General features: G+C 72.6%; 20 protein-coding genes. 11 read left to right on the top strand and 9 right to left on the bottom strand.

Translation table 11 applies throughout. The features are described from left to right. Window positions 1-110 precede the first annotated feature (110 nt). On the top strand, window positions 111-587 hold the full coding sequence (locus AAFN69_RS22085; RefSeq protein ID WP_347730379.1) for a MarR family transcriptional regulator: 477 nt from the start codon (window positions 111-113) through the stop codon (window positions 585-587). Window positions 588-614: 27 nt separating this feature from the next. Here the strand turns inward: AAFN69_RS22085 and AAFN69_RS22080 are convergent, their stop codons facing one another. Next, window positions 615-2,048: a HAMP domain-containing sensor histidine kinase gene (locus AAFN69_RS22080; RefSeq protein ID WP_347730378.1), complete on the bottom strand. Its 1,434-nt coding sequence runs from the start codon at window positions 2,046-2,048 to the stop codon at window positions 615-617. Continuing rightward, window positions 2,045-2,710 (bottom strand): response regulator transcription factor, encoded by a 666-nt coding sequence (locus AAFN69_RS22075; RefSeq protein WP_347730377.1) that lies wholly within the window; start codon window positions 2,708-2,710, stop codon window positions 2,045-2,047. Before AAFN69_RS22075 ends, AAFN69_RS22080 begins: the two co-directional genes overlap by 4 nt. Window positions 2,711-2,841: 131 nt before the next feature. Between AAFN69_RS22075 and AAFN69_RS22070 the strand changes: the two genes are divergently transcribed. Further along, window positions 2,842-3,495 (top strand): PepSY domain-containing protein, encoded by a 654-nt coding sequence (locus AAFN69_RS22070; RefSeq protein ID WP_347730376.1) that lies wholly within the window; start codon window positions 2,842-2,844, stop codon window positions 3,493-3,495. 120 nt (window positions 3,496-3,615) lie between these two features. On the opposite strand, the gene meaB is transcribed toward AAFN69_RS22070, so the two are convergent. Continuing rightward, window positions 3,616-4,572: a methylmalonyl Co-A mutase-associated GTPase MeaB gene (meaB, locus tag AAFN69_RS22065; RefSeq protein ID WP_347730375.1), complete on the bottom strand. Its 957-nt coding sequence runs from the start codon at window positions 4,570-4,572 to the stop codon at window positions 3,616-3,618. A gap of 122 nt (window positions 4,573-4,694) precedes the next feature. Further along, window positions 4,695-5,897, bottom strand: a complete 1,203-nt coding sequence (locus AAFN69_RS22060; protein ID WP_347730374.1) for an acetyl-CoA C-acetyltransferase — start codon at window positions 5,895-5,897, stop codon at window positions 4,695-4,697. Between the two features lie 157 nt (window positions 5,898-6,054). On the opposite strand from AAFN69_RS22060, the gene mce reads away from it, so the two are divergent. The 7 genes from mce (at window position 6,055) to AAFN69_RS22025 (ending at window position 15,775) form a co-directional block, all read left to right on the top strand. Further along, the gene (mce, locus tag AAFN69_RS22055; RefSeq protein WP_347730373.1) at window positions 6,055-6,483 is read left to right on the top strand and encodes a methylmalonyl-CoA epimerase; all 429 of its coding nucleotides are present in this window, start codon (window positions 6,055-6,057) and stop codon (window positions 6,481-6,483) included. Between the two features lie 167 nt (window positions 6,484-6,650). Next, entirely contained in the window at window positions 6,651-10,634 is a 3,984-nt protein-coding gene (gene scy, locus AAFN69_RS22050) for a polarized growth protein Scy (RefSeq protein ID WP_347730372.1), read from the top strand. Between the two features lie 113 nt (window positions 10,635-10,747). Then, a complete protein-coding gene (locus AAFN69_RS22045) occupies window positions 10,748-11,686 on the top strand; it encodes a cellulose-binding protein (protein WP_347730370.1) in 939 nt (312 codons plus the stop codon). Between the two features lie 138 nt (window positions 11,687-11,824). Further along, window positions 11,825-12,802, top strand: a complete 978-nt coding sequence (locus AAFN69_RS22040; RefSeq protein WP_347730369.1) for an ATP-binding cassette domain-containing protein — start codon at window positions 11,825-11,827, stop codon at window positions 12,800-12,802. A gap of 4 nt (window positions 12,803-12,806) precedes the next feature. Further along, window positions 12,807-13,586, top strand: a complete 780-nt coding sequence (locus tag AAFN69_RS22035) for an ABC transporter permease (RefSeq protein ID WP_347730368.1) — start codon at window positions 12,807-12,809, stop codon at window positions 13,584-13,586. 174 nt (window positions 13,587-13,760) lie between these two features. Then, window positions 13,761-14,930: an ABC transporter ATP-binding protein gene (locus AAFN69_RS22030; protein WP_347730367.1), complete on the top strand. Its 1,170-nt coding sequence runs from the start codon at window positions 13,761-13,763 to the stop codon at window positions 14,928-14,930. Beyond that, on the top strand, window positions 14,927-15,775 hold the full coding sequence (locus AAFN69_RS22025; protein ID WP_347730365.1) for an ABC transporter permease: 849 nt from the start codon (window positions 14,927-14,929) through the stop codon (window positions 15,773-15,775). Before AAFN69_RS22030 ends, AAFN69_RS22025 begins: the two co-directional genes overlap by 4 nt. 20 nt (window positions 15,776-15,795) lie before the next feature. Here AAFN69_RS22025 and AAFN69_RS22020 read toward each other — a convergent pair whose 3' ends face one another. Continuing rightward, a complete protein-coding gene (locus AAFN69_RS22020; protein ID WP_347730364.1) occupies window positions 15,796-16,125 on the bottom strand; it encodes an ATP/GTP-binding protein in 330 nt (109 codons plus the stop codon). 215 nt (window positions 16,126-16,340) lie between these two features. Here AAFN69_RS22020 and AAFN69_RS22015 point away from each other — a divergent pair, with 215 nt between their 5' ends. After that, the gene (locus tag AAFN69_RS22015; protein ID WP_347730363.1) at window positions 16,341-17,372 is read left to right on the top strand and encodes an LLM class flavin-dependent oxidoreductase; all 1,032 of its coding nucleotides are present in this window, start codon (window positions 16,341-16,343) and stop codon (window positions 17,370-17,372) included. Between the two features lie 277 nt (window positions 17,373-17,649). Here the strand turns inward: AAFN69_RS22015 and AAFN69_RS22010 are convergent, their stop codons facing one another. After that, window positions 17,650-18,042, bottom strand: a complete 393-nt coding sequence (locus AAFN69_RS22010; protein ID WP_347730362.1) for an SCO5389 family protein — start codon at window positions 18,040-18,042, stop codon at window positions 17,650-17,652. 298 nt (window positions 18,043-18,340) lie between these two features. Here AAFN69_RS22010 and nucS point away from each other — a divergent pair, with 298 nt between their 5' ends. Beyond that, window positions 18,341-19,003, top strand: a complete 663-nt coding sequence (gene nucS, locus AAFN69_RS22005; RefSeq protein WP_347730361.1) for an endonuclease NucS — start codon at window positions 18,341-18,343, stop codon at window positions 19,001-19,003. An 87-nt stretch (window positions 19,004-19,090) separates the two neighbouring features. Here the strand turns inward: nucS and AAFN69_RS22000 are convergent, their stop codons facing one another. From AAFN69_RS22000 to AAFN69_RS21990, 3 genes are all read right to left on the bottom strand, one after another. After that, window positions 19,091-21,637 carry an ATP-binding protein gene (locus AAFN69_RS22000; RefSeq protein ID WP_347730360.1) on the bottom strand — a complete coding sequence of 849 codons (2,547 nt, stop codon included), beginning with the start codon at window positions 21,635-21,637 and terminating at the stop codon, window positions 19,091-19,093. Window positions 21,638-21,981: 344 nt separating this feature from the next. Continuing rightward, window positions 21,982-22,305: an STAS domain-containing protein gene (locus tag AAFN69_RS21995; RefSeq protein ID WP_347730359.1), complete on the bottom strand. Its 324-nt coding sequence runs from the start codon at window positions 22,303-22,305 to the stop codon at window positions 21,982-21,984. Window positions 22,306-22,600: 295 nt separating this feature from the next. Next, on the bottom strand, window positions 22,601-23,449 hold the full coding sequence (locus tag AAFN69_RS21990; protein ID WP_347730358.1) for a 3-hydroxyacyl-CoA dehydrogenase family protein: 849 nt from the start codon (window positions 23,447-23,449) through the stop codon (window positions 22,601-22,603). Window positions 23,450-23,657: the final 208 nt, after the last annotated feature.

Below are 23,657 nucleotides of genomic sequence, written 5' to 3'. Positions count from 1 at the left end.
CCAGCGCGCCACCAGTACGCTGCGCGGACCGCACCGGCACTCCCCGCGAGTGCCGTGCGTCACACTCCCAGACTTCGTCCGTCTTTCAACTTCTTAGGTAGAATTCTGTTATGGAGACCGAGACGGCCACTCGCTGGCTGACCGAAGACGAGCAGTGCACCTGGCGCGCCCATCTCGATGTCAGCCGGCTGCTGATGCACCAGCTCGAAAAGGACCTCCAGCCGTTCGGCCTGACCAACAACGACTACGAGATCCTGGTCAATCTGTCGGAGTCGGCGGATCTGCGGCTGCGGATGAGCGACCTCGCCGCCGCCACCCTCCAGTCGAAGAGCCGGCTCTCGCACCAGATCACCCGCATGGAGAGCGCCGGACTGGTCCGCCGGGAGAACTGCGAATCGGACCGGCGCGGTCTGTACGCGGTCCTCACCGACCAGGGCATGGAGACGATGCGCCGGGTCGCCCCGCACCATGTGGCCTCCGTGCGCAAGCACTTCATCGACCTCATGACCCCGGAGGCGCTGGGCGATCTGCGCGCCTCCCTCGCCCCGGTCGCCGATCATCTGCGCGGCCACCGCGGCAAGAGCTGACCCGCGGCCCCGCCGCGGCGCCCGCCCTCACTCCGCGGGTGCCGCGGGGAGTCGCAGCTCGAAGAGCGCCCCGCCGGCCGGTGTCGCGCCGACGGTGAGACCGCCGCCGTGGCGCGCGGCCACATCGCGGGCGATGGCCAGACCGAGCCCGGCGCCGCCCTCGTCCCGGGTGCGGGCGTCGTCCAGCCGGACGAACCGCTCGAAGATCCGCTCCCGCTCCTCCTCCGGCACCCCGTCGCCGTCGTCGGCGACCGAGAGCACCACCTCCCGGCGCTCCCGGCGCACCGAGGCGACGACCTCGCCGCGGGCGTGCCGCTGCGCGTTGTCGAGCAGATTGGCCAGCACCCGCGCCACCTGGGAACGCGAGCCGTCCACCTCGAAGCCGGGCCCCTCCGCGGCGTCCACGACCACCCGGACCGGGACCCGGTCACCGGTCCGCTGCGACGCCTCCTCCCGGGCCAGCTCACCGAGATCCAGCCGGGCCTGCCCCGGCCGCTCCCCCGCGTCCAGCCGCGCCAGCAGCAGCAGATCGGCGGCGAGCTGCTGAAGCCGTACGGTGTCGGCGACCGCGCCCGGCACATCCAGCAGCTGCGGATGGGCGGCGCCCACCTCCAGCTGGGTCCGCAGCGAGGCGATCGGGCTGCGCAGCTCGTGCGAGGCGTCGGCGACGAAGCGCCGCTGCCGTTCGACCGACGCCTCCAGCGCGGTCAGCGTCTCATTGGTGGTGCGGGCGAGCCGGGCGACCTCGTCCCGGGAGTCCGGCTCGGGGACCCGCCGGGAGAGATCCTCCGAGGCCGTGATGGCGGCCATCTCGGCGCGGATGCCCTCCACCGGCTTCAGGGCATGCCGGGTGACCAGCCAGGTCACTCCGCCGACGACGACCAGCAGCACCGGAAGGCCGATCAGCATGCCGTCCCGGACCTGCTCCACCGCGCCCTCCTCGACGGCGAGCGGGGCGCCGGCGTACACGGTGGCGGCCGTCTCGTCGCCCTCCAGCACCTGGACGGCGGCGAATTTGTACTTCGCGGTGTCACCGCCCGCGGTCACCGAGCCCTCGGTGTAGGTCACCGGGGCGCTCGACACCCTGCGGTCCTCCGCGCCGTCGTCCTCGTCGTCCCGGTCGTCGTCGTCACCGCGCGGCGGCTTCCGCTCGGGGACGGCCGTGACCTCGGAGGACCCGGTGCCGGTGATCTGCTGGACTCCGTCGCTGATGGCGATCACCCGCCTCTGGCCGTCCACCACCTGCACGGGCGGCTCACCGTCCTCCGGCTCGGGCAGCGCGAGCCGGCGCCCGGCCGCGTAGTCGGCGGCGACCGAGGTGGCCGTCAGCTTCGCCTGATCGGTCGCCTCCTCGTCCAGGTAGGTCTTCAGGACAAGGAGTACGGAGACACCGGCGGCGATCAGCGCGACCGCGACGACCACGGTGGCGCCGAGCGCGGCCCTGGCGCGTACGGATCTCATCGTCCGGCCACCAGCCGGTAGCCGGCCCCGCGCACGGTCTGGATCCGGGGCGCGCCCAGTTTACGGCGGAGTGCGCTGATATAGACCTCGATGATGTTCGGGTCGCCGTCATAGGCGAAGTCCCAGACGTGCTCCAGGATCTGCGCCTTGCTGACCACCTCACCGGCCCGGACCGCCAGCTGTTCCAGGACGGCGAACTCCTTCGCGGTGAGCGCGGCCTCCTCGTCCCCCCGGAAGACCCGGCGGGCGGCGGTCTCCACCCGCAGATCGCCGACGGTGAGCACGGGGGACGCCCCGCCGCGGCCCCGGCGGCGCAGCAGCGCCTTCACCCGGGCGACCAGCACCACATAGGAGAAGGGCTTGGTCAGATAGTCGTCGGCCCCGGTGTCGAGCCCCTCCGCCTCGTCGTACTCGCCGTCCTTGGCGGTCAGCATCAGGATCGGGACCTCGTCCCCGGCCGCGCGCAGCGCGGCACAGACCCGGTATCCGTTCATGCCCGGGAGCATGATGTCGAGAATGACGAGGTCATAGGAGCCCTCGGAGGCCATGTGGAGCCCTTCGAGGCCGTCGTGGACCACATCCACGGCGTACCCCTCGGCGGTCAGTCCCCTGGCGAGGGAGAGTGCCAGCCGCTTCTCGTCCTCCACGATCAACAAACGCATGTGCACAAGAGTCGCAAACCGAAGCTGAAGATCGCTTCAGGTGACTTCAGGCTGTGTTCAGCAAGCCCGGAGGAGATTGGTCCCTGTCGACGCAAGCCGACAGACCCGAAACCCTCCGGGAGGAACCCCTCATGAAGCGCAAGATCGTCGTCGCCGCAGCCGTCACAGCCCTGATCGTCGGCGGCGGTGCCTTCACCGCCGTCGCCGCCTCCGCGGACGATTCGGCGCCCACGTCGAAGATCACGGCACAGGAAGCGGTCGGCGCGGCGCTGGAGCGCACCCCCGGCTCGGTCGTGTCGGTGGACCGCGACGACGACGGCAAGGGCCAGTGGGAGATCGAGGTGGTGGACGCCAAGGGCGCCGGCCACGAGGTGCGGGTCGACTCGCAGTCGGGCAAGGTCTCGGCGTCCGTCGCGGACACCGACGACGGGGACGACGACGGGGACGACCGGGCCGAGGACAAGCGCGACGGCGAGGCCCTCGCCGCCGCCAAGATCAACGCCGGGCAGGCCTCGAAGGCCGCGCTGGCGTTCACGCCCGGCACGGTGACCGATGTCGAGTTCGACGACGGTCACTGGGACATCGAGATCCGTACGGACAAGGGCGACGTCCGCGAGATCCATGTCGACGCGCAGACGGGCCGGACCTCTCCGTCGGCGGACACCGACGACCGGAACGACGACCGCGGCGACCGGAACGACTCCCGGGACGACGACCGCGACGACGCGGACGACAAGAACGACCGCGATGACCGGGACGACCGGGACGACAAGAACGACGACTGATCCTTCCGCCACACGGGCCGGTCCACGGCCCGCCGCGAAGCCCCCGCCCCGGCCGGTACTCCATCCCCCGTGTCCCGGCCGGGCCGGGTTCCGCCGTCCCCCGTCCGCGCGGACGGGGCTTCAGCGCTCCGTCAGCCCGGCGACCAGCTCATCGGCCGCCCGGTAGGGATCCAGCTCCCCCGACACGATCCGCTCCGCCAGAGCACCGAGCCGGCGGTCGCCGTGCAGATCGCCGATGCGCTCGCGGAGCGCGGTGACCGCGATGGTCTCCACCTCCCGCGCGGCCCGGCGGATCCGGCGTTCGGCCAGGACACCGCGCTCCTCCATCCAGGCGCGGTGCTTGTCCAGGGCATCGACGACCTCGCCGACGCCCTCGCCCCGCGCGGCGACCGTCTTGACGATCGGCGGACGCCAGTCACCGGGCCCCCGCGACTCCCCCAGACCGAGCATGTGGTTCAGCTCCCGGGCGGTGGCGTCCGCGCCGTCCCGGTCGGCCTTGTTGACGACATAGACATCGCCGATCTCCAGAATGCCCGCCTTGGCGGCCTGGATTCCGTCGCCCATGCCCGGCGCGAGCAGCACCACGGAGGTGTCCGCCTGCGCGGCGATCTCCACCTCCGACTGGCCCACCCCGACCGTCTCCACCAGGATCACCTCGCACCCGGCCGCGTCGAGGACCCGGATCGCCTGCGGGGCGGACCAGGCGAGGCCCCCCAGATGCCCCCGGGTGGCCATGGAGCGGATGTACACACCCGGGTCGGAGGCGTGATCCGACATCCGCACCCGGTCCCCGAGCAGCGCCCCGCCCGAGAACGGCGACGAGGGGTCGACGGCCAGCACGCCGACCCGCTTCCCGGCTCCGCGGTACGCGGTCACCATCGCCGAGGTGATGGTGGACTTGCCGACGCCGGGCGAGCCGGTCAGACCCACCACGAAGGCGCCGCCGGTGAGCGGGGCGAGCGCCGCCATGACCTCGCGCAGCTGCGGGGAGGCCCCCTCGACCAGGGAGATCAGCCGGGCGACGGCGCGGGGGCGGCCGGCTCTCGCCTGGGCGACCAGCTGGGGGACGTCCACCATGGGGTGCTCCTCGTGTGATGTGTGGCCGGCGGATGGGGGCGGGCCCGTACCGGCGCCTTCTCCCCACCCGCCCCTTCCCGTAACCGGGGCGCCGCCCCGGACCCGACCCGCCGCGGGACGGGCTACCGCCCCGGGACGCGGATGATCAGGGCGTCGCCCTGACCGCCGCCGCCGCAGAGGGCCGCGGCGCCCACCCCGCCGCCGCGGCGCTTCAGTTCCAGCGCGAGATGGAGCACGATCCGGGCGCCGGACATGCCGATCGGATGCCCGAGGGCAATGGCACCGCCATTGACATTCACCCTTTCGGGTGACACCCCAAGATCTTTCATTGACTGCACGGAGACGGCCGCGAAAGCCTCGTTGATCTCGATCAGATCGAGGTCGGAGACGGTCAGGCCCTCCTTCCGCAGCGCATGGGCGATCGCGTTGGACGGCTGCGACTGAAGCGAATTGTCGGGACCCGCGACATTGCCGTGCGCGCCGATCTCGGCGATCCACTCCAGGCCCAGCTCCTCGGCCCTCGCCCGGCTCATCACCACGACCGCCGCCGCGCCGTCGGAGATCTGCGAGGAGGTGCCGGCGGTGATGGTGCCGCCCTCGGCGAAGGCGGGCCGCAGCCGCCCCAGCGACTCGGCGGTGGTCTCCGGGCGGATGCCCTCGTCCTCGGCGAGCACCACCGCGTCGCCCCTGCGCTGCGGGATCTCCACCGGGGCGATCTCCGCGTCGAAGACGCCGTTCTTCCGGGCGGCGGCGGCCCGCTGGTGGGAGAGGGCGGCGATCTCGTCCTGTTCGGCGCGCCCGATGCCGAGCCGGGTGTTGTGCTTCTCGGTGGACTCGCCCATGGCGATGGACTCGAAGGGGTCGGTGAGCCCGTCGTGGGCCATGGCGTCGAGCATCTGCACGGCGCCGTACTTGAAGCCCTCGCGGGACTTCGGCAGCAGATGCGGCGCGTTGGTCATCGACTCCTGGCCGCCCGCGACGATCACATCGAACTCACCGGCGCGGATCAGCTGGTCCGCCAGGGCGATGGCGTTCAGACCGGAGAGACAGACCTTGTTGACGGTGAGCGCGGGCACGTCCATCAGGATCCCGGCGGCGACGGCCGCCTGCCGGGCCGGGATCTGCCCCGCGCCGGCCGTGAGCACCTGCCCCATGATCACGTACTGCACCTGGTCCGGACCGATCCCGGCCCGGTCCAGGGCGGCCCTGATGGCGACCCCGCCCAGATCGGCGCCGGAGAAGGACTTGAGCGAGCCCAGGAGCCGCCCCATGGGCGTCCTGGCGCCCGCGACGATCACTGAGGTGGTACCGGTCCTGACAGACATGAGACACGATCCCCTTACCGGCCCGGGGGCCGCGGAGTGAGCGGGTGAACGCTGGTTCACCTTCAAATGTACTGAGCGGTACGCGCCGGGGTCACCGGCCTGTCGGTGTGATCGCGCGCACGTTGCGTAACCGGGCCTCCGGCGCTCCACTGGGGAGATGCTGACGCGAATCGACCACATCGGAATCGCCTGTTTCGATCTCGACACGACTGTCGAGTTCTACCGGTCCACCTACGGGTTCGAGGTCTTCCACACCGAGGTCAACGAGGAGCAGGGCGTGCGCGAGGCCATGCTCAGGATCAACGGCACCTCCGACGGCGGGGCCTCCTGGATCCAGCTCCTGGAGCCGGTCCGGGAGGACTCCGCGGTGGCGAAGTGGCTGGCCAGGAATGGTGAGGGCGTCCACCACATCGCCTTCGGCACGGCCGATGTGGACGGCGACGCGCAGGCCGTGCGGGAGAAGGGCGTACGCGTCCTCTACGACGAGCCGAGGACCGGCTCCATGGGGTCGCGGATCACCTTTCTGCACCCCAAGGACTGCCATGGCGTCCTCACCGAACTCGTCACCTCCGCAACGGAGCACTGACCTCAGCTTTCCCGGCCCGGTAGAGTGGGCAGTTCCGGGCCGGGGCCGGGTCGGGGCCGCGCCGCGCGTTCTCATGTTGATCTGTCACCATTCCCCGGGGGGCCGTTCGCGCGCGAACGGTGCTTGTGTGGAGTCAGTTGCGACCAGGGGACGGATGGGACCGCGCAGTGCGGGGCTACGAACGCCAGGAGAGCCACCGAGCTGACGACGACCACCTCTCGCGGTTCGAAGCCGAGATGGACCGGCTGAAGACCGAGCGGGAGAAGGCCGTCCAGCACGCCGAGGACCTCGGCTACCAGGTCGAGGTATTGCGCGCCAAGCTTCACGAGGCGCGCCGCAACCTCGCCTCCCGACCCGCGTACGACAGCGCCGATCTCGGGTATCAGGCCGAGCAGCTGCTCCGTAACGCCCAGGTCCAGAGCGACCAGATGCGCGCCGACGCCGAGCGCGAACTGCGCGAGGCCCGCGCCCAGACACAGCGCATCCTCCAGGAACACGCCGAACACCAGGCGCGGCTCCAGGCGGAACTGCATGCGGAGGCCAACCAGCGGCGCCAGCGGCTCGATCAGGAGCTGGCCGAGCGCCGCCACACCGTCGAGGCGCACGTCAATGAGAACGTCGCCTGGGCCGAGCAGCTGCGCGCCCGCAGCGAGTCCCAGGCCCGGCGGCTGCTCGACGAGTCGCGGACCGAGGCCGAGCAGGCCATCGGCCAGGCCCGGGCCGAGGCCAAGCGCGTCGCCGACGAGGCCCGCCGCCGGGTCGCCGGCGAGACCGAGGCCGCCCGCACCGAGGCCGAGGCGCTGCTGCTGCGCGCCCGCAAGGACGCCGAGCGCCTGCTGAACGCCGCCTCCAGCCAGGCGCAGGAGGCCGCCGGCCACGCCGAGCAGCTCCGCTCCTCCACCATCGCCGAATCGGAACAGGCCCGTCAGCAGGCCGGTGAGCTGAGCCGGGCCGCCGAGGCCCGGATGCAGGAGGCCGAGGAGCGGCTGCGCGAGGCCCGTGCCGAGGCCGACCGGGTCCTCGGCGAGGCCAGGGACGCCGCCACCCGGCAGCTCACCTCCGCCGAGTCGGACAATGAACAGCGCACCCGTACGGCCAAGGCGGAGATCGCCCGGCTGGTCGCGGAGGCCACCACCGAGTCGGAGGCCGTCAGGGCCGAGGCCGAGCAGCTGCTCGCCGATGCCCGTACGGAGGCGGAGAAGCAGGTCGCGACCGCCGCCGAGAAGGCCCGCACGCTCGCGGCCGAGGACTCCGCCGCCCAGCTGGCCAAGGCCGCGCGGGCCGCCGAGGAGATCCTGACCAAGGCCGACGACGACGCCCGGGAGACCACCCGCAAGGCGAGCGAGGAGGCCGAGCGGATCCGCCGCGAGGCCGACGCCGAGGCGGACCGGCTGCGCGGCGAGGCCGCCGAGCAGGCCGACGAGCTCAAGGGCGCGGCCAAGGACGACACCAAGGAGTACCGGGCCAAGACGGTCGAGCTCCAGGAGGAGGCCCGGCGGCTGCGCGGCGAGGCCGAGCAGCTGCGGGCCGAGGCGGTCGCCGAGGGCGAGCGGATCCGCGGCGAGGCGCGCCGGGAGGCCGTCCAGCAGATCGAGGCCGCCGCCGGCACCGCCGAGGAGCTGCTGACCCGGGCCCGTACCGACGCCGACGAGCTCCGCTCCGGCGCGACCGGCGACAGCGAGCGGATGCGCGCCGAGGCCGCCGAGCGGGCCGGCACCCTGCGCCGGCAGGCCGAGGAGACGCTGGAGCGCACCCGCGCCGAGGCCGAGCGGATGCGCACCGAGGCGGAGGAGCAGGCCGCGGAGGTCCGCGAGGCCGCCGACCGGGCCGCCGCCGAGCTCCGCGAGGAGTCCGAGCGGACGGTCGCCGCCCGCCAGGAGGAGGCCGCCCGCGAGCTGGCCCGGATCCAGGGCGAGGCCGAGTCGCGGCTGGCGACCGCCGAGCAGACCCTGGCCGACGCGCGCTCCGCGGTCGAGCGGATGCGCCGGGAGGCCGCCGAGGAGACCGAGCGGCAGCGGACCGAGGCCGCGGACCGGATCCGTACGCTCCAGGCACAGGCCGAGGACGAGGCCGACCGGCTGCGCAACGAGGCCGCGGCGGATGCCTCCACGGCCCGCGCGGAGGGCGAGAACATCGCCGTCCGGCTGCGCAGTGAGGCCGCCTCCGAGGCCGAGCGGCTGAAGAACGAGGCCCAGGACACCGCGGGCCGGCTGCGGGCCGAGGCCGCCGCCGCCGCCGACCGGGTGGGGGCCGAGGCCGCCGAGGCGCTCGCCGCAGCCCAGGAGGAGTCGGTGCGCCGGCGCCGGGAGGCCGAGCAGATCCTGGCCTCCGCGCGGGACGAGGCGGACCGGGAGCGCGAGCGCGCCCGGGAGCAGAGCGAGGAGCTGCTGGCCTCCGCCCGCAACCGGGTGGAGGAGGCACAGGCCGAGGCGCTGCGGCTGGTCGGCGAGGCGGACCGGCGGGCGACCGAGCTGGTGGCCGCGGCCGAGCAGACCGCCAAGCAGGTGCGGGATTCGGTGGCCGGGCTGCACGAGCAGGCCGAGGAGGAGATCGCCGGGCTGCGGTCCGCCGCCGAGCACGCGGCCGAGCGCACCCGGGCCGAGGCCCAGGACGAGTCCGACCGGGTCCGCACCGACGCGCACGCCGAGCGGGAGCGGGCCGCCGAGGACGCCGCCGCGCTGCGCCGGCGCGCCCAGGAGGAGACCGACGCGGCGAACGCGCTCGCCGAACGGACCGTCACCGACGCCATCACCGAGTCGGATCTGCTCCGCTCGGAGACCGTCACCGAGATGGACCGGCTGCGGACCGAGACCGTCGCGGAGGCCGACCGGCTCCGCACCGAGACGATCGCGGAGGCGGAGCGGCTGCGCACGGAGGCGCTGGCCGAGTCGGACCGGGTCCGCGCGGACACCGCCGAGTACGCCCAGCGGATGCGCACCGAGGCGTCGGACGCCGTCGCCGGTGCCGAGCAGGACGCCGCCCGCACCCGGGCGGACTCCCGGGACGACGCCAACCGCATCCGCTCCGAGGCGGCGGCCCAGGCCGACCGGCTCATCGGCGAGGCGGCCGGCGAGGCGGACCGGATCCGCGCGGAGGCACAGTCCGCGCTGGACGAGGCGCGCAAGGCGGCCGACAAGCGGCGCGCCGACGCGGCGTCCCAGGCGGATCAGCTGATCGCCGAGGCCGCGGGCGAGGCGGAGCGGCTGCGGGCCGAGGCCGCCGACACGGTGGGCGCGGCCCAGCAGGCGGCCGAGCGGATCCGGCTGGAGTCCCGGCAGACCAAGGCCGACTCCGACGCGCTGGCGGAGCGGGTGCGCGCGGAGGCGCGGATCGCCGCCGACCGTACGGTGGACGAGGCCAGGGAAGCGGCGGCGAAGCGCCGCCGGGACGCCGCCGAGCAGGCCGACCAGCTGGTGAACCGGGCCCAGGAGGAGGCACTGCGCGCCGCCCTGGAGGCGGAGGAGCAGGCCGACGCCATGGTGGGCGCGGCCCGCCAGGAGGCCGAGCGGCTGGTCGCGGAGGCGACCGTGGAGGGCAATTCGCTGGTGGAGCGGGCCCGTACCGACGCCGATGAGCTGCTGGTCGGCGCGCGCCGGGACTCGACGGCCATAAGAGAGCGCGGCGAGGAGCTGCGGATCCGGGTCACGAGCGAGGTCGAGGAGCTGCACGAGCGCGCCCGCCGGGAGAGCGCCGAGCAGATGCGGACCACCGGTGAGCGGGTCGATCAGCTCATCAAGGCGGCGACCGAGCAGCGCGAGGAGGCCGCGGCCAAGGCGAAGGAGCTGCTGTCCGACGCCAATTCGGAGGCCGCCGGGGTGCGCATCGCCGCCGTGCGGAAGGCGGAGGGCCTGCTCAAGGAGGCCGAGGCGAAGAAGGCCGGTTTGATCCGCGAGGGTGAGCAGATCCGGACGGAGGCCGAGGAGGAGGCGCGGCGTCTGGTCGGTGACGGGAAGCGGGAGTTGGACGTACTGGTCCGGCGGCGCGAGGACATCCAGACGGAGATCTCGCGGGTCCAGGATGTGCTGGAGGCGCTGGAGTCCTTCGAGGCCCCCGGCACGAACACCAAGGGTGCGGGCGGTTCCGGAACCGGCGTCAAGGCAGGTGCGACGGCCGGCGGTACCCGTTCGGCCGGTAAGTCGTCCGATAGTTGACACTCAAAAGGCTGGACATTCTCCAGATCAAACCCGTATCCGCTCGATGACACGCCGCTTGGGCCCCTAGGATTCCCTCTATCACCTCACCGGTCTCATTCGACAGGATCCTCATGAGCGACACTTCCTCCCCATTCGGCTTCGAGCTAGTGCGGCGTGGCTACGACCGCGGCCAGGTGGACGACCGCATCACCAAGCTCGTCGCCGACCGTGACAGTGCACTGACCCGGATCACCTCGCTGGAGAAGCGGATCGAGGAGCTGCACCTCGAAACGCAGAACGCGCAGGCGCAGGTCTCCGACGCCGAGCCCTCGTACGCCGGTCTCGGCGCGCGCGTCGAGAAGATCCTCCGGCTCGCCGAGGAGGAGGCGAAGGACCTGCGCGAGGAGGCCCGCCGCGCCGCCGAGCAGCACCGCGAGCTGGCCGAGTCCGCCGCCCAGCAGGTGCGCAACGACGCCGAGTCGTTCGCCGCCGAGCGGAAGGCGAAGGCCGAGGACGAGGGTTCCCGGATCGTCGACAAGGCGCAGGGCGACGCGACCCAGCTGCGTTCCGAGGCGCAGAAGGACGCGCAGTCCAAGCGCGAGGAGGCGGACGCGCTCTTCGAGGAGACCCGCGCCAAGGCCGCGCAGGCCGCCGCCGACTTCGAGACCAATCTGGCCAAGCGCCGCGAGCAGTCCGAGCGTGACCTGGCGTCGCGTCAGGCCAAGGCGGAGAAGCGCCTCGCCGAGATCGAGCACCGGGCGGAGCAGCTGCGCCTGGAGGCGGAGAAGCTGCGCACGGACGCGGAGCGCCGGGCCCGCCAGACGGTGGAGACCGCGCAGCGCCAGTCCGAGGACATCGTGGCGGACGCCAATGCCAAGGCCGACCGGATCCGCAGCGAGTCGGAGCGCGAGCTGGCGGCGCTCACCAACCGCCGCGACTCGATCAACGCCCAGCTGACCAATGTCCGCGAGATGCTGGCCACCCTGACCGGTGCGGCCGTCGCCGCCGCCGGTTCGCCGGTGGACGACGAGCCGATCTCGCGTGGTGTCCCGGCTCAGCAGTCCCGCTGAAACCGCACACCATCGAGTGAGGCCGGCGGCCCGGTTCCCCCCGGTTCGGTCCGCCGCCGCATCGGACAGTACGTCAACTGCACCAAGCCCCCTGCCGCTCCGGTGGCGGGGGGCTTTGCGCGCCCTTAGCGTGGCCGCATGATCGAGCTCGAGGGTCTCACCAAGCGCTTCGGCACCAAGGTCGCCGTCGACCGTCTCTCCTTCCGGGTCCGGCCGGGTGTGGTGACCGGATTCCTCGGGCCGAACGGCGCGGGCAAGTCGACCACGATGCGGATGATGCTCGATCTCGACAATCCGACCGCCGGCAGTGTGCGGATCGACGGCAAGCACTACCGGGAGCTCCAGGAGCCGCTGAAGTACATCGGCGCGCTGCTCGACGCCAAGGCCATGCACGGCGGGCGGAGCGCGTACAACAATCTGCTCTGTCTCGCCCAGGCCAACCGCATCCCGGAGTCCCGGGTCTCCGAGGTGCTGGATGTGGTGGGGCTGTCGGCGGTGGCGGGGAAGAAGTCGAAGGGGTTCTCGCTGGGCATGGGCCAGCGGCTGGGCATCGCCTCCGCGCTGCTGGGCGATCCGGAGATCCTGATGTTCGACGAGCCGGTGAACGGTCTCGATCCCGAGGGCATTCACTGGATCCGCAATCTGATGAAGCAGCTCGCCCAGGAGGGGCGGACGATCTTCGTCTCCTCGCATCTGATGAGCGAGATGGCGCTCACCGCCGACCATCTGATCGTGATCGGCCAGGGCAGGCTGCTCGCGGACACCTCGATGGCGTCCTTCATCCACCAGAACTCGCGCAGCTATGTACGGCTGCGCTCCCCGCAGCGGGAACGGCTGCTCGATGTGCTGCACGCCGCCGGTCTCACCCCCGTCGAGGCGGGCGGCGGCACGCTGGAGCTCGACGGGGCGACCACGGAACAGCTCGGCGAGCTGGCCGCCGGGCATCAGATCGTGCTGCACGAGCTGAGCGCGCAGCGCGCCTCGCTGGAGGAAGCCTTCATGCAGATGACCGCGGGTTCAGTGGAGTACCACGCGCACGGCACGGGAGAACCGGGCATTCCGCCGCCCGGCCCCCGGTGGGGCGAGAGTTTCGGCAGTGCGAAGGGGAGGTCCTGATCCCATGGCGTCGGTACCCGCGGTCCTGCGGTCGGAGTGGACCAAGATCCGTTCGGTGTCCTCCACGACCTGGACGCTGGTGAGCGCTTTCGTCGTCACGGTCGGGATGAGCGCGGGACTCTGCGCGCTCTTCAACGCGACCTACGACAATCTCTCCGAGCGCGAGAAGTTCACCTTCGACCCGACCTTCGCCAGCTTCTCGGGGATGGTCCTCGGCCAGCTCGCGATGGTGGTCTTCGGGGTGCTGGTGGTCGGCACGGAGTACAGCTCCGGCATGATCCGCACCTCGCTGGCCGCGGTGCCGCAGCGGGCGGCCTTCCTCTTCAGCAAGCTGGCGGTGGCCACGGTCCTGGCGCTGGCGGTGGGGCTGGCGACCGCCTTCGCCTCCTTCTTCCTGGGCCAGGCGCTCCTCGGTGATCTGCGGACCTCGATCACCGACCAGAATGTGCTGCGGGCGGTGATCGGCGCGGGCCTCTACATGGGGCTGATCGCGCTGTTCTCGATGGCGGTGGCCACCATGCTGCGGTCCTCGATGCTCTCGCTCGGCATTCTGATGCCGTTCTTCTTCCTGGTGTCGCAGATCCTGGCGTCGGTGCCGAAGGCGAAGACGGTGGCGTACTACTTCCCCGACCAGGCCGGCTCCAAGATCATGCAGGTGCTGCCGGAGGCGCTGGGCGCGACCAGGGCGCCGTACGGGCCGTGGGGCGGCTTCGGGATCATGCTGCTGTGGGTGGCGGCGGCGGTCCTCGGCGGGTATCTGGTACTGAAGAAGCGGGACGCCTGAGCCCCTGCCGTCCACCCCGTCCCGGGCGCCCCGGGAGCACCCCGTATCCGATCGTGTCCCAAGCGTTACCGGATGGCCGGAACTGCCGGGCGGTCGTTAAGCTCGTATCTCTTACGGGGGCGTACGGCCTGCTGGCGTGTGCCCGGACGACCTGAAAGTCGATGGGGCTGGAAGATGATCGAGGCAGTCGGCCTGACCAAGCGCTATGGCGCGAAGACAGCCGTGGACAACCTTTCCTTCCAGGTGAGACCCGGTTCCGTCACTGGATTCCTCGGGCCGAACGGCGCGGGCAAGTCGACCACGATGCGCATGATCCTCGGGCTGGACAATCCGACCTCGGGACAGGTGACCGTCGGCGGCTTCCCCTTCCGCCAGACCCCGAACGCACCGCGCCAGGTCGGCGCCCTGCTCGACGCGAAGGCGGTGCACGGCGGGCGCAGCGCCCGCAATCACCTCCTCTCGCTGGCGCAGCTCTCCGGCATCCCGGCCCGCCGGGTGGACGAGGTGCTCGGCGTCGTCGGCCTCCAGGCCGTCGCGGGGAAGCGCTCCAAGGGGTTCTCGCTCGGCATGGGCCAGCGGCTGGGCATAGCGGCGGCCCTTCTCGGCGATCCCCAGGTGCTCCTCTTCGACGAGCCGGTGAACGGCCTCGACCCGGAGGGCATCCTCTGGGTCCGCAATCTGATGAAGCAGCTCGCGGCCGAGGGGCGCACGGTCTTCGTCTCCTCGCATCTGATGAGCGAGATGGCGCTGACCGCCGACCATCTGATCGTGATCGGCCGCGGCCGGCTGCTCGCCGACATGAGCATCAAGGACTTCATCTCGGCGAACTCCGCGGACTTCGCCCGGGTGCGCACATCGGAGGACGACCCGGGATCGCGCGAGAAGTTCTCCGCCGCGCTGAGCGAGGCCGGTGCGCGGGTGATGCCGGAACCCGACGGCGCCCTGCGGATCATGGGCCTGCCGCTGCCGCGGATCAGCGATCTGGCGCATGCCTCGGACGTACGGCTGTGGGAGCTCTCCCCGCACCAGGCCTCGCTGGAGGAGGCGTACATGCGGATGACCCAGGGCGCGGTGGACTACCGGTCCACGGACGACCGGAAGGCCGGGCTGGTCCCGCCGCCGCAGCCCGGGTTCGGGCCCCCGCCGCCGGTGCCGGCGCCGTCGGCCGAGGTGCCGCAGCAGGGCTGGTACGCCCCGCCGCCGCCCCAGCCCGGGGTCAATCCCTGGGCCGGGCCTCCCGCGGGCGCCCCGCCGGTCCCCGCCGCACAGCCCCCGGTTCCCGCCGCTCCGCCCGCCGCCGCCCCCGCCGCGGCCGACCCGACCAAGTCCGAGGACGCCCGATGACCACCCCCTCGCCGCAGCCGGGCGCCCCCGCCGCCACCTATGTCTCGCCGATCCCGGTCCGCCGGACCCACCTCGGCGACGCCCTCGCCTCCGAGTGGACCAAGATCCGCTCCGTGCGCTCCACCATGTGGACCCTCGGGGTGATGATCCTGCTCCTCGTCGGCATGGGTGTGCTCACCGCCGTGATCGTCACCGCCGCCTCCAGCAGCACCGAGGAGAGCATGGACGGCGCCTCGATCCTGACGCTCGGCTTCTTCGGTGTCCTGCTCAGCAGCATGTGTGTGATCACCCTCGGGGTACTCACCATCACCTCGGAGTTCGGCACCGGCATGATCCGGGCCACCCTCACCGCCTGCCCGTCGCGCCCCCGGGTGCTGACCGCCAAGGCGATCGTCTACTTCCTGCTGGTCTTCGTTCTCTCCAGCGTGGTCACCATGGTCGTGGCGGCGCTCCAGGTCGCGATCGTGGGCGACGCCGGGACCGCCGCGCCCACGGCGGGCGAGTGGTTCCGGGCCACGATCGGGGTCAGCCTCTTCCTCGCCCTGCTCGGCCTGGTCTCACTCGCCGTCGGCACCCTGATCCGGCACTCGGCGGGCTCCATCACCGTCATGATCGGTGTGCTGCTGCTGCCGCTGGTGCTCTCGCTCTTCATGTTCACCGACGGGCTGGAGGGCGTCCGCAACGCGCTGGTGGAGTACTCGGTCCCCAATCTGATCGGGGTCTTCTACGACACCGCGGTGACGCAGTCCGGGCCCACCGGCTGGGACCCGCTCTGGGTGATGCTCGGGGTCACCGCCGCGGCGATGGCCGGAGCGTACGCCTCGCTCAACGCCCGCGACGTGTAGGGCACCCGCGCGAGCGGCGCTCAGTACTTCGGCGCGTTACGGGACCGTTGCACCCGCGAGGTGCGGCGGTCCTTCGCGTTCCAGCACGCCTTGTGCCAGTGGCGCCGGTCCTCCACTCCCCCGTGCTCGGGCCAGGCCACCACATGGGCGACGCCGGAGGGGATCTCCTGGTCGCAGCCGGGGCAGCGGTACCGCTTGCCCATCGAGCTCGCCCCGGCGACATGGCGTACCGACCACTCCTCGCCCTGCCAGGACTCGGTACTGCCGAATCCCCCGTACCGGTCGCCCGGATCACCGGACGGGGCGGAGGACTTCTCGCCGCCCTGGGGGCGGTTGCGGCGCGGGGACACGGGGACACCTCACGGGGCGCGCGGGGACATTTTCAACGGGTCCAGCCTACGGGCCGCCGCCGGGGGTACCCGTACCCGGAGTGTGGGACCGAGGACCCCATGGGGCGGAGTTAGCGGACAATCGCAAGAAACTCATGCGGGGCCGTGCCCTTGGCACGTGTCAGACGTTAATGCCGAGGGGGAGTGACGCGTCGGCCGCAAGGAGGCATCACGCGATGCGCGTGGGTACGTTCGTACTGGCCGCTCAGTTCCCGGGCCAGGGGCAGGGGGAGGCGCTGCACCGCGCGGTGCGTTCCGCCGAGGTGGCGGAGGAGTCGGGGCTGGAGTCGGTCTGGCTGGCGGAGCATCATTTCGTGCCGTACGGCGTCTGTCCGTCGGCGGTGACCCTGGCCGCGCTGCTGCTCGGCCGCACCCGGCGGATCCGGGTCGGCACGGCGGTGAGCGTGCTGCCGACCGTCCATCCGGTGGCACTGGGCGAACAGGCCGCGCTGCTCCATCTGACCAGCGGGGGAAGATTCTCGCTCGGGGTGGGCCGGGGTGGGCCCTGGGTCGATCTGGAGGTCTTCGGCGCGGGCCTGGCGGCCTATGAATCGGGCTTCCCCGAATCGCTGGAGCTGCTGCTGCGCTGGCTGCGCGGCACGGCGGTGGGGGCGTCCTCGGCGCGGTTCTCCTTCCGCGAGGTGCCCGTGGTGCCCCGGCCCGACGAGCTGATCGGCGGGGAGCCGCAGGGGCCCGAGGTCGTCGTCGCCTGCACCTCGCCGAAGAGCGTCCGGCTGGCCGCCGCGCACGGGCTGCCGATGCTGCTCGGCATGCACTGCGGGGACGAGGAGAAGGCCGAGATGGTCGCCCTCTGGCGGCGATCCGCCCGGGAGGCCGGCCGGCCGCCGGAGGAGATCGCCGCCGCGGCCCATGTCTCGGCCGGTGTGGTCCAGCTCGCGGAGAGCGCCGCCGAGGCGACCGAGATCCTGGTGAAGGCGATGCCCGGCTGGCTCAAGCAGGGTCTGGACGCGCATATGACGGTCGACAACCGGGTCCGGGTGATGCGCGACCCGGTGGCGTACACCGAATTCCTCTGCGGGCTCCATCCGGTGGGCACCGCACGGCTGGCGGCGGACCGGCTGCTGGCCACCGCCGAGCGCACCGGCATCAGACGTTTCGCGCTCCTCGCGGAGGGCTCCGGCGATCTGGCGACGACCGAGGCGAACGTACGACGCCTGGGGGAAGATGTGCTCCCGCTGCTGACGTGACCCCTCCCTGTCCGTGAGCCGCCGCCGGGTGGTCCCGGCCGGACGGAGCGCGGCCGGACCGGCGGCGGTGGACCGGCCGGGGGGTGGCGGGGCGGGGTGGTGGTGATCCGGCCGCCGGGGCGGAAAGGGTCCCGCGCGGGAGAGGCCGGTTCTCGTGCGCGGCACCGCGCGTACGGGCCGGCGCCGGCGCGGCACCGCGCTCGGAGAGCTGCCTCGCTGCCGCCCCGGCCCCGGAGAGCGCCTTCCGCGAAGCGACGCGGAGCGGCAGCACACGTGATCAGCAGTCGCGCAGTTCCGGCGACTGGTTGAGGAGCTGGCCCCGTGCGGAGGTGAAGCGGGCGAGCCGCTCATCGACGGCGGAGTCCAGCGGGAACACCGCGACGCGGTGGCAGTTCTGGAATGCCAGCCGCACACCGAAGTGCCGCTGCAGCGCGCCGCGAATGGCGTCACTGGCGAGCGCGCGCAGCAGCTGACCACGTGCCTGCTCATCCGGCGGCGGCGTCTGGTTGTCGGCGAACTCGCCGCCGTCGACCTTCAGCTGTGCCACCAGCGAACTGATCATCTCCCATGCGAAGGGCAGGGAGGTCCGGACGCAGTCGACGAAATCCGCTTCATCGACCTCGCCTCGCTCGGCCTGCTCCAACAGCGCCGGTGAGACGTCGAGCGACATGGGTTCTCCTCTCGCGACCCCGGAGCCCGGGGCCTTACGGGCAGGGAAGAAGGCACGCCGGAGCACGCGTCATACGCATGACGCACGACGACGCAGAGTACGCGAACGGCGACCTCCCGCATCCACGGTAAGTGCGCCGCCCTGACGACACCAGGAGAACGGGCCGACAACCGGCCAGAAACGAAGGGTGACAAGCCGGACTACCCGAGAAGTCTCAGCCAGCCGCAGTGGAGGGCCGCAGCGGCTGTGCGTAGGGGGAATCGCGCGGGGAGTGCCGCGTCGAGTAGCGTTGCCGACCATGCGCCTTGTCATCGCCCGCTGCTCCGTGGACTACGCCGGCCGGCTCACCGCCCACCTTCCCTCAGCTCCCCGCCTGATCCTCGTGAAGGCGGACGGAAGCGTGTCCATCCACGCGGACGACCGCGCGTACAAACCACTGAACTGGATGTCCCCGCCCTGCACCCTCAAGGAGGGTGAGGACAGTGTCTGGACGGTCGTCAACAAGGCCGGCGAGAAGCTGATCATCACCATGGAGGAGGTCCTCCACGACTCGTCCCATGAGCTCGGAGTCGACCCCGGCCTGATCAAGGACGGCGTCGAGGCGCACCTCCAGGAGCTGCTGGCCGACCGGATCGAGACACTGGGTGAGGGATACAGCCTGATCCGCCGCGAGTACCCGACCGCGATCGGTCCGGTCGACATTCTGTGCCGGGACTCGGACGGCGCGACCGTCGCGGTGGAGATCAAGCGGCGCGGCGAGATCGACGGTGTGGAGCAGCTGACCCGCTATCTGGATCTGCTGAACCGGGATCCCCATCTCGCCCCCGTGAAGGGCCTCTTCGCGGCGCAGGAGATCAAGCCGCAGGCGCGGGTGCTGGCGACCGACCGGGGCATCGGCTGTGTGGTGCTGGACTACAACGCGCTGCGCGGTATCGAGGACGACAAGCTGCGGCTGTTCTAGCCGGACACGGCACAGCGGTACGGCCCCGGGGATGATCCCCGGGGCCGTACCGCGTTCGGGTGCGGGTGCGGGTGCGGGTGCGGGTGACTAGGGTGCCGGGTCCGGGGGCGGCGGGCCGCTCTCGGCCGGTGAGCTCCCGCCGGTCCGGGTGACCGGCGGCGGTTCGGTGGTGGGCGGTGTGGTCGTCGGGGTGGCCGGCGCGGTCGTGGGGGGTGTGGTCGTCGGGGTGGGGTTCGGCGACGACGGGGAGCCGGACGGCGGGCCGGAGGACGTGGGCTCGGTGGAGGGGGTGCCCGGCGGCCGGGTCGTCGGGGGCGGGCCGGAGTGTCCGGGACTCGACGGGAGGCCGGTGCCCGGCGCGGACGGGCTACCGGTGGGGCCGGTGCCCGGGCCGGCCGACATGGAGGCGGCCGGGAGCTCGCCGGGCCCGTCGGCGGCCCCGCCGCCGGTCGCGCCGGAGCCGTCCGGGCCGTCCGGTTCGCCGGCGGGCGGCTCCGCGGTGAGCCCGTCGCCGCTGTCGTCCTCGTTCGCCGACTGGCCGTTGCGGACCTGCTCGGCGGGCGGGTCCTCGCGCTCGGAGGCGGCGCCGAGGGTGACCACGGTGCCCAGGACGGCGGCGAGCAGCACACCGGCGCTCGCGGCGGTCAGATTGCGGCGGGTGGCGAGGAGGAACGGCCGCCGGCGGTGACGGTCCGGTGCGGCGGCCGGCGGGCGCGGCGGATGCACGGTGAAGGTCTCGGAGACGACCGCGGTCGGCCAGGTCTCCCGCGCGCCCCGGGCCGGTTCGGGGACGGCCGGCGCCGCCGCCGGTCCGGCGGGCAGGGCGAGCAGCCTCGGTCCGGGCGGCAGCTCGTGCCGCTCCCCCGGCGGCTTGCGGAGATCGGGCGCCGCCGCGACATCGCCGGACAGGCCGGCGTCCGGGGGTACGGGAACGGCGGGGGCGGTCTCCGGCGCGCGGCCGGTCTCGCGGTCGACGACGAGTGCCAGTGCCCGGCGGCCGGCCACGGTGCCGCGCTTGTCGGAGAGCGCGCCGCGCAGGGCGATGGACGCCTCCAGTTCGGCGCGGGCCCGGTCGGGGCTGTCGGCGCAGAGCGCCAGGATCCCCAGCTCATGGTGGAAGTACGCCTCCTCGGCGACTTCCCCGGCTATTCGCGCGGCCTCCGAGCCGGTCCGCAGGACACGCTCCCAGGCACCCCAGTGGAGTCCGGCCGCGAAGGCGGGGGCGGCGCTGCGGGCGAGCTCCACGGCGGTGGCGGGGTGTCCGGTCTCCCCGCTCGCGACGAGCGCGGTGAGGGTGTTGACGATGGCGTCCGCCTCGGCGGCGACCCGTTCGGGGGTGACCGAGGGGTGCGCGGCCCACCAGATGTAGTGCCGCGCGACCGTGTGGAGCCGGGCCGCCGCGTCATCGGCGTACCCCTTGTCCTTGAGCTGGATCAGCACCCCGGCGGCGAGCCGGTACCGCCCGCCGGCGGCGGCGAGCAGTCCGCAGCCGAGCAGTTCACCGATCGCGGCGTCCGCGTGGGTGTCGCCGATGAGGGCGGGGAGATGGGCCTGGTGGGGCACTTCGCCGCCGAGGGCCACGGCGAAGCGCAGGGTCTTGCGGGCCCGGTCACCGAGCCGGGAGGCGAGCAGGGCGGCGGGGGCGGCACCCTGGCCGAGGGTGGGCAGGGGCACCTCGGTGCCGTCGATGCCCTCCGGGGGCGCGAAGGCGTCGAAGCCGCCGGGGTCCTCGCTGATGGCCGCGCGGAGCTCGTCGCACTGCCGCAGCAGAGCGCCGGCCTGGACGAATCGCAGCGGCAGTCCCTCGGACTCGAACCAGAGGTCGCCCGCCCAGTTCTCCTCGTCCTCGGCGAGCACGCGGTCCACGGTCCGGCGCAGCAGCTCCATCGAGGCGGGGCGGCTGAGCCCCTTGAGGACGATCTCCTCCAGCTGCGACTCCGGCGCCGGTTCCGGTACGCCGGTGGCGGCGGCCAGCAGAAAGGCGCACTCGGGCGCGGCGTCCAGGAGTTCGGCGAGGGCCGAGGCGCCGAATTCGAGGTCGTCGATGACGACGACCGCGCCGATCTCGGCGATCCGGGCGCGCAGTTGGTCCCGGTCGGGGCGGTGGCCGGGGGCGCGGTGGACGGCCGCGAAGAGTTCGTGGAGCAGTTCGTTCGGGGTGCGGTGGAGACCGTTGAGGCGTACGACGCCGTCGGGGGCGAGGTCGGTGAGTTCCCCGGCGACGGAGTCGAGCAGGGCGGTGCGTCCGGAGCCCGGGGGTCCGGTGATCCGCAGGGAGCGCCCGCGGGCCAGCAGCCGGGTGATGTTCTCGTGTTCCCCGTCGCGCTCCAGCAGGGGGGTCCGGGGGACGGCCGGGCCGGCGGGCGCCGGCGGTCCGGCGGCGCGGGCGTGCTCGGCCCGCTCGGCGGCGGTGCGGCGGACGGGCCGGCCGGGGAATCCGGCCTCCTCGGGGCCGCCGGGCGGCGCGAGTTCGATCTCGCTGCCGTCCACCGGGTTGACGGTGAGCAGATATCCGCCGGAGACGAGGCGGGCGGTGCGGGCGCGCGGCGGCGCGGAGTGGGCGAGGTCGGGTGCGCCGAGGTCGCGGGACGGGCGCGGCCGTCCCGTGCTCTCGGTGGAATTGTCGTGGTCCATGGTCCAAGGCCCCCAGATGCGTTTCGCATAGGTTCGTCTCCGCCCGGGCGGTGGGGAGCCCGTGGCGGCACGCACGTGCGGGGGCCCTCCCGGCATCCCCGCACGCCCGGCTGCCGCTCCGGTCCGGTACTCCTGCCGCCGGACCGTTCCGCGGAGGCGCTTGCCGGAGCCCCTCGGGGCTCCTCCGCGCGGTCCGCACCACGGCAGCCGAACGAACCGTAGACCTCCGCAGGGTATCCCTCACCGGGCGGGGTACCGCCCTGTCCACGAGGTCACAGCTTCATGAGAATTGTGCGCGTCGCCCGCTTCGCCGCCGATGCCGGGCCGGTCGCCGGGCCCGGATGTCAGGCCCGGGGCAGTGATTCGGCGGCCGGCCCGCCCTCGATCGCGAGGATGCGGTGCAGCCGGGTGGCGACCAGCAGCCGCTGCATCTGCGGCGGCACCCCGCGCAGGACGAGTCTGCGGCCACAGCGGCCGGCCCTCCGGTGGGCGCCCATGATGACCCCGAGCCCGGTGGCGTCCCAGGAGTCGAGGGCGGTCAGGTCGAGCACCAGATCGCCGTCCCCGTCGTCCACCGCCGAGTGCAGGACCGTACGGGCGTCCGCCGCGCTGCGGACATCGAGGCGGCCCCCGACAACCAGCTCGACGTGGTCGCCCCTGATGTGCATATGCGCTCCCCGAAAATGCTGTCCGTGCCCGGTGACGGTGTCGCGGGCCGCGAAATGATCCATGGGCCGCCCAGCGGCCCGGCGCCCGTCCCGACCACCCCTTCTCCTACTCCTACTTGCCTCAACTGACGCCCGGCCGGGTGCCACAGTTGCTGCTTGTAAGCGAACCGATACCGAATTCACCCCGAAGGGTGATACCGGCGGTGCCGGTTCGGTCCCGGAGTGTGCGGTGGCCGGATCGGCCGCGGGCGCGCCGCGACGGCTGCCCCCGGCGGACGGGTGCGGTGGTGCGTGCTCAGTACGTGTAGAAGCCCTGCCCGCTCTTGCGGCCGATGTCACCGGCGTCCACCATCCGGCGCATCAGCTCCGGAGCGGCGAACTTCTCGTCCTGGGACTCGGTGTAGATGTTGCCGGTGGCGTGGAGCAGGATGTCGACCCCGGTCAGGTCGGCGGTGGCGAGCGGACCCATCGCGTGTCCGAAGCCCAGCTTGCAGGCGGTGTCGATGTCCTCGGCGGACGCGACGCCCGATTCGTACAGCTTCGCCGCCTCGACGACCAGGGCCGAGATCAGCCGGGTGGTCACGAATCCGGCGACATCGCGGTTGACGACGATGCAGGTCTTGCCGACGGACTCGGCGAACTCCCGTGTGGTGGCGAGGGTTTCGTCGCTGGTCTTGTGCCCGCGCACCAGCTCGCACAGCTGCATCATGGGCACGGGTGAGAAGAAGTGCGCGCCGACCACCCGCTCGGGCCGTCCGGTCACCGCCGCGATCTTGGTGATCGGGATGGCGGAGGTGTTGGAGGCGAGCACCGTGTCCTCGCGCACCAGCTTGTCGAGCGCCCGGAAGATCTCGTGCTTGACCTCCAGCTTCTCGAACACCGCCTCGACCACGATGTCGGCGTCGGCGACCGCGTCCAGATCGGTGGTGGTGGTGATGCGGGCCAACGCGGCGTCGGCGTCGGCCGCTTCGAGCCTGCCCTTGGCGACGAATCTGTCCCAGGACGCCTTGATGCCGTCGGTGCCCCGGGTCAGAGCCTCATCGGTGACATCGCGCAGAACGACGTCCCAGCCGGCCTGGGCCGAGACCTGTGCGATTCCCGAACCCATGAGTCCGGCTCCGATGACGGCGAGCTTCCCGGCCACTTCGACACCCCTTAACGACTGTTTACATTTCGCCTCTGGCCCGGAGGTTAGCGGCCCGGGGCGGACAAAGGGCGGCGAAGAGATGCGCGTCACGCTCCGTCCGGCGGACATCACACCGGCCCGGTCCGCCCCGTGGCGCACCGGCCCCGGGCGGGTGCCCGCCGCGGCCGGCGGACCGCCCCCGGGCGAGGCGCGCATGCGGCTGCCC

This window comes from Streptomyces sp. CAU 1734, from assembly GCF_039888735.1.
Taxonomy (GTDB): Bacteria; Actinomycetota; Actinomycetes; order Streptomycetales; family Streptomycetaceae; genus Streptomyces.
Note: the sequence above shows the minus strand (reverse complement) of the source record. Positions and strands in the feature narration are given on the sequence as shown.

Bases quoted from the DNA above. Each gene is read 5' to 3' on its own strand.
- AAFN69_RS22000 (WP_347730360.1), bottom strand. From the start codon at position 21,637: ATGGACCACGACAATTCCACCGAGAGCACGGGACGGCCGCGCCCGTCC.
- AAFN69_RS22070 (WP_347730376.1), top strand. From the start codon at position 2,842: ATGAAGCGCAAGATCGTCGTCGCCGCAGCCGTCACAGCCCTGATCGTC.
- AAFN69_RS22045 (WP_347730370.1), top strand. From the start codon at position 10,748: ATGAGCGACACTTCCTCCCCATTCGGCTTCGAGCTAGTGCGGCGTGGC.
- AAFN69_RS22040 (WP_347730369.1), top strand. From the start codon at position 11,825: ATGATCGAGCTCGAGGGTCTCACCAAGCGCTTCGGCACCAAGGTCGCC.
- AAFN69_RS22030 (WP_347730367.1), top strand. From the start codon at position 13,761: ATGATCGAGGCAGTCGGCCTGACCAAGCGCTATGGCGCGAAGACAGCC.
- AAFN69_RS21995 (WP_347730359.1), bottom strand. From the start codon at position 22,305: ATGCACATCAGGGGCGACCACGTCGAGCTGGTTGTCGGGGGCCGCCTC.
- AAFN69_RS22080 (WP_347730378.1), bottom strand. From the start codon at position 2,048: ATGAGATCCGTACGCGCCAGGGCCGCGCTCGGCGCCACCGTGGTCGTC.
- AAFN69_RS22025 (WP_347730365.1), top strand. From the start codon at position 14,927: ATGACCACCCCCTCGCCGCAGCCGGGCGCCCCCGCCGCCACCTATGTC.
- AAFN69_RS22010 (WP_347730362.1), bottom strand. From the start codon at position 18,042: ATGTCGCTCGACGTCTCACCGGCGCTGTTGGAGCAGGCCGAGCGAGGC.
- AAFN69_RS22035 (WP_347730368.1), top strand. From the start codon at position 12,807: ATGGCGTCGGTACCCGCGGTCCTGCGGTCGGAGTGGACCAAGATCCGT.
- AAFN69_RS22060 (WP_347730374.1), bottom strand. From the start codon at position 5,897: ATGTCTGTCAGGACCGGTACCACCTCAGTGATCGTCGCGGGCGCCAGG.
- meaB (WP_347730375.1), bottom strand. From the start codon at position 4,572: ATGGTGGACGTCCCCCAGCTGGTCGCCCAGGCGAGAGCCGGCCGCCCC.
- AAFN69_RS22085 (WP_347730379.1), top strand. From the start codon at position 111: ATGGAGACCGAGACGGCCACTCGCTGGCTGACCGAAGACGAGCAGTGC.
- mce (WP_347730373.1), top strand. From the start codon at position 6,055: ATGCTGACGCGAATCGACCACATCGGAATCGCCTGTTTCGATCTCGAC.
- AAFN69_RS22075 (WP_347730377.1), bottom strand. From the start codon at position 2,710: ATGCGTTTGTTGATCGTGGAGGACGAGAAGCGGCTGGCACTCTCCCTC.
- nucS (WP_347730361.1), top strand. From the start codon at position 18,341: ATGCGCCTTGTCATCGCCCGCTGCTCCGTGGACTACGCCGGCCGGCTC.
- AAFN69_RS22015 (WP_347730363.1), top strand. From the start codon at position 16,341: ATGCGCGTGGGTACGTTCGTACTGGCCGCTCAGTTCCCGGGCCAGGGG.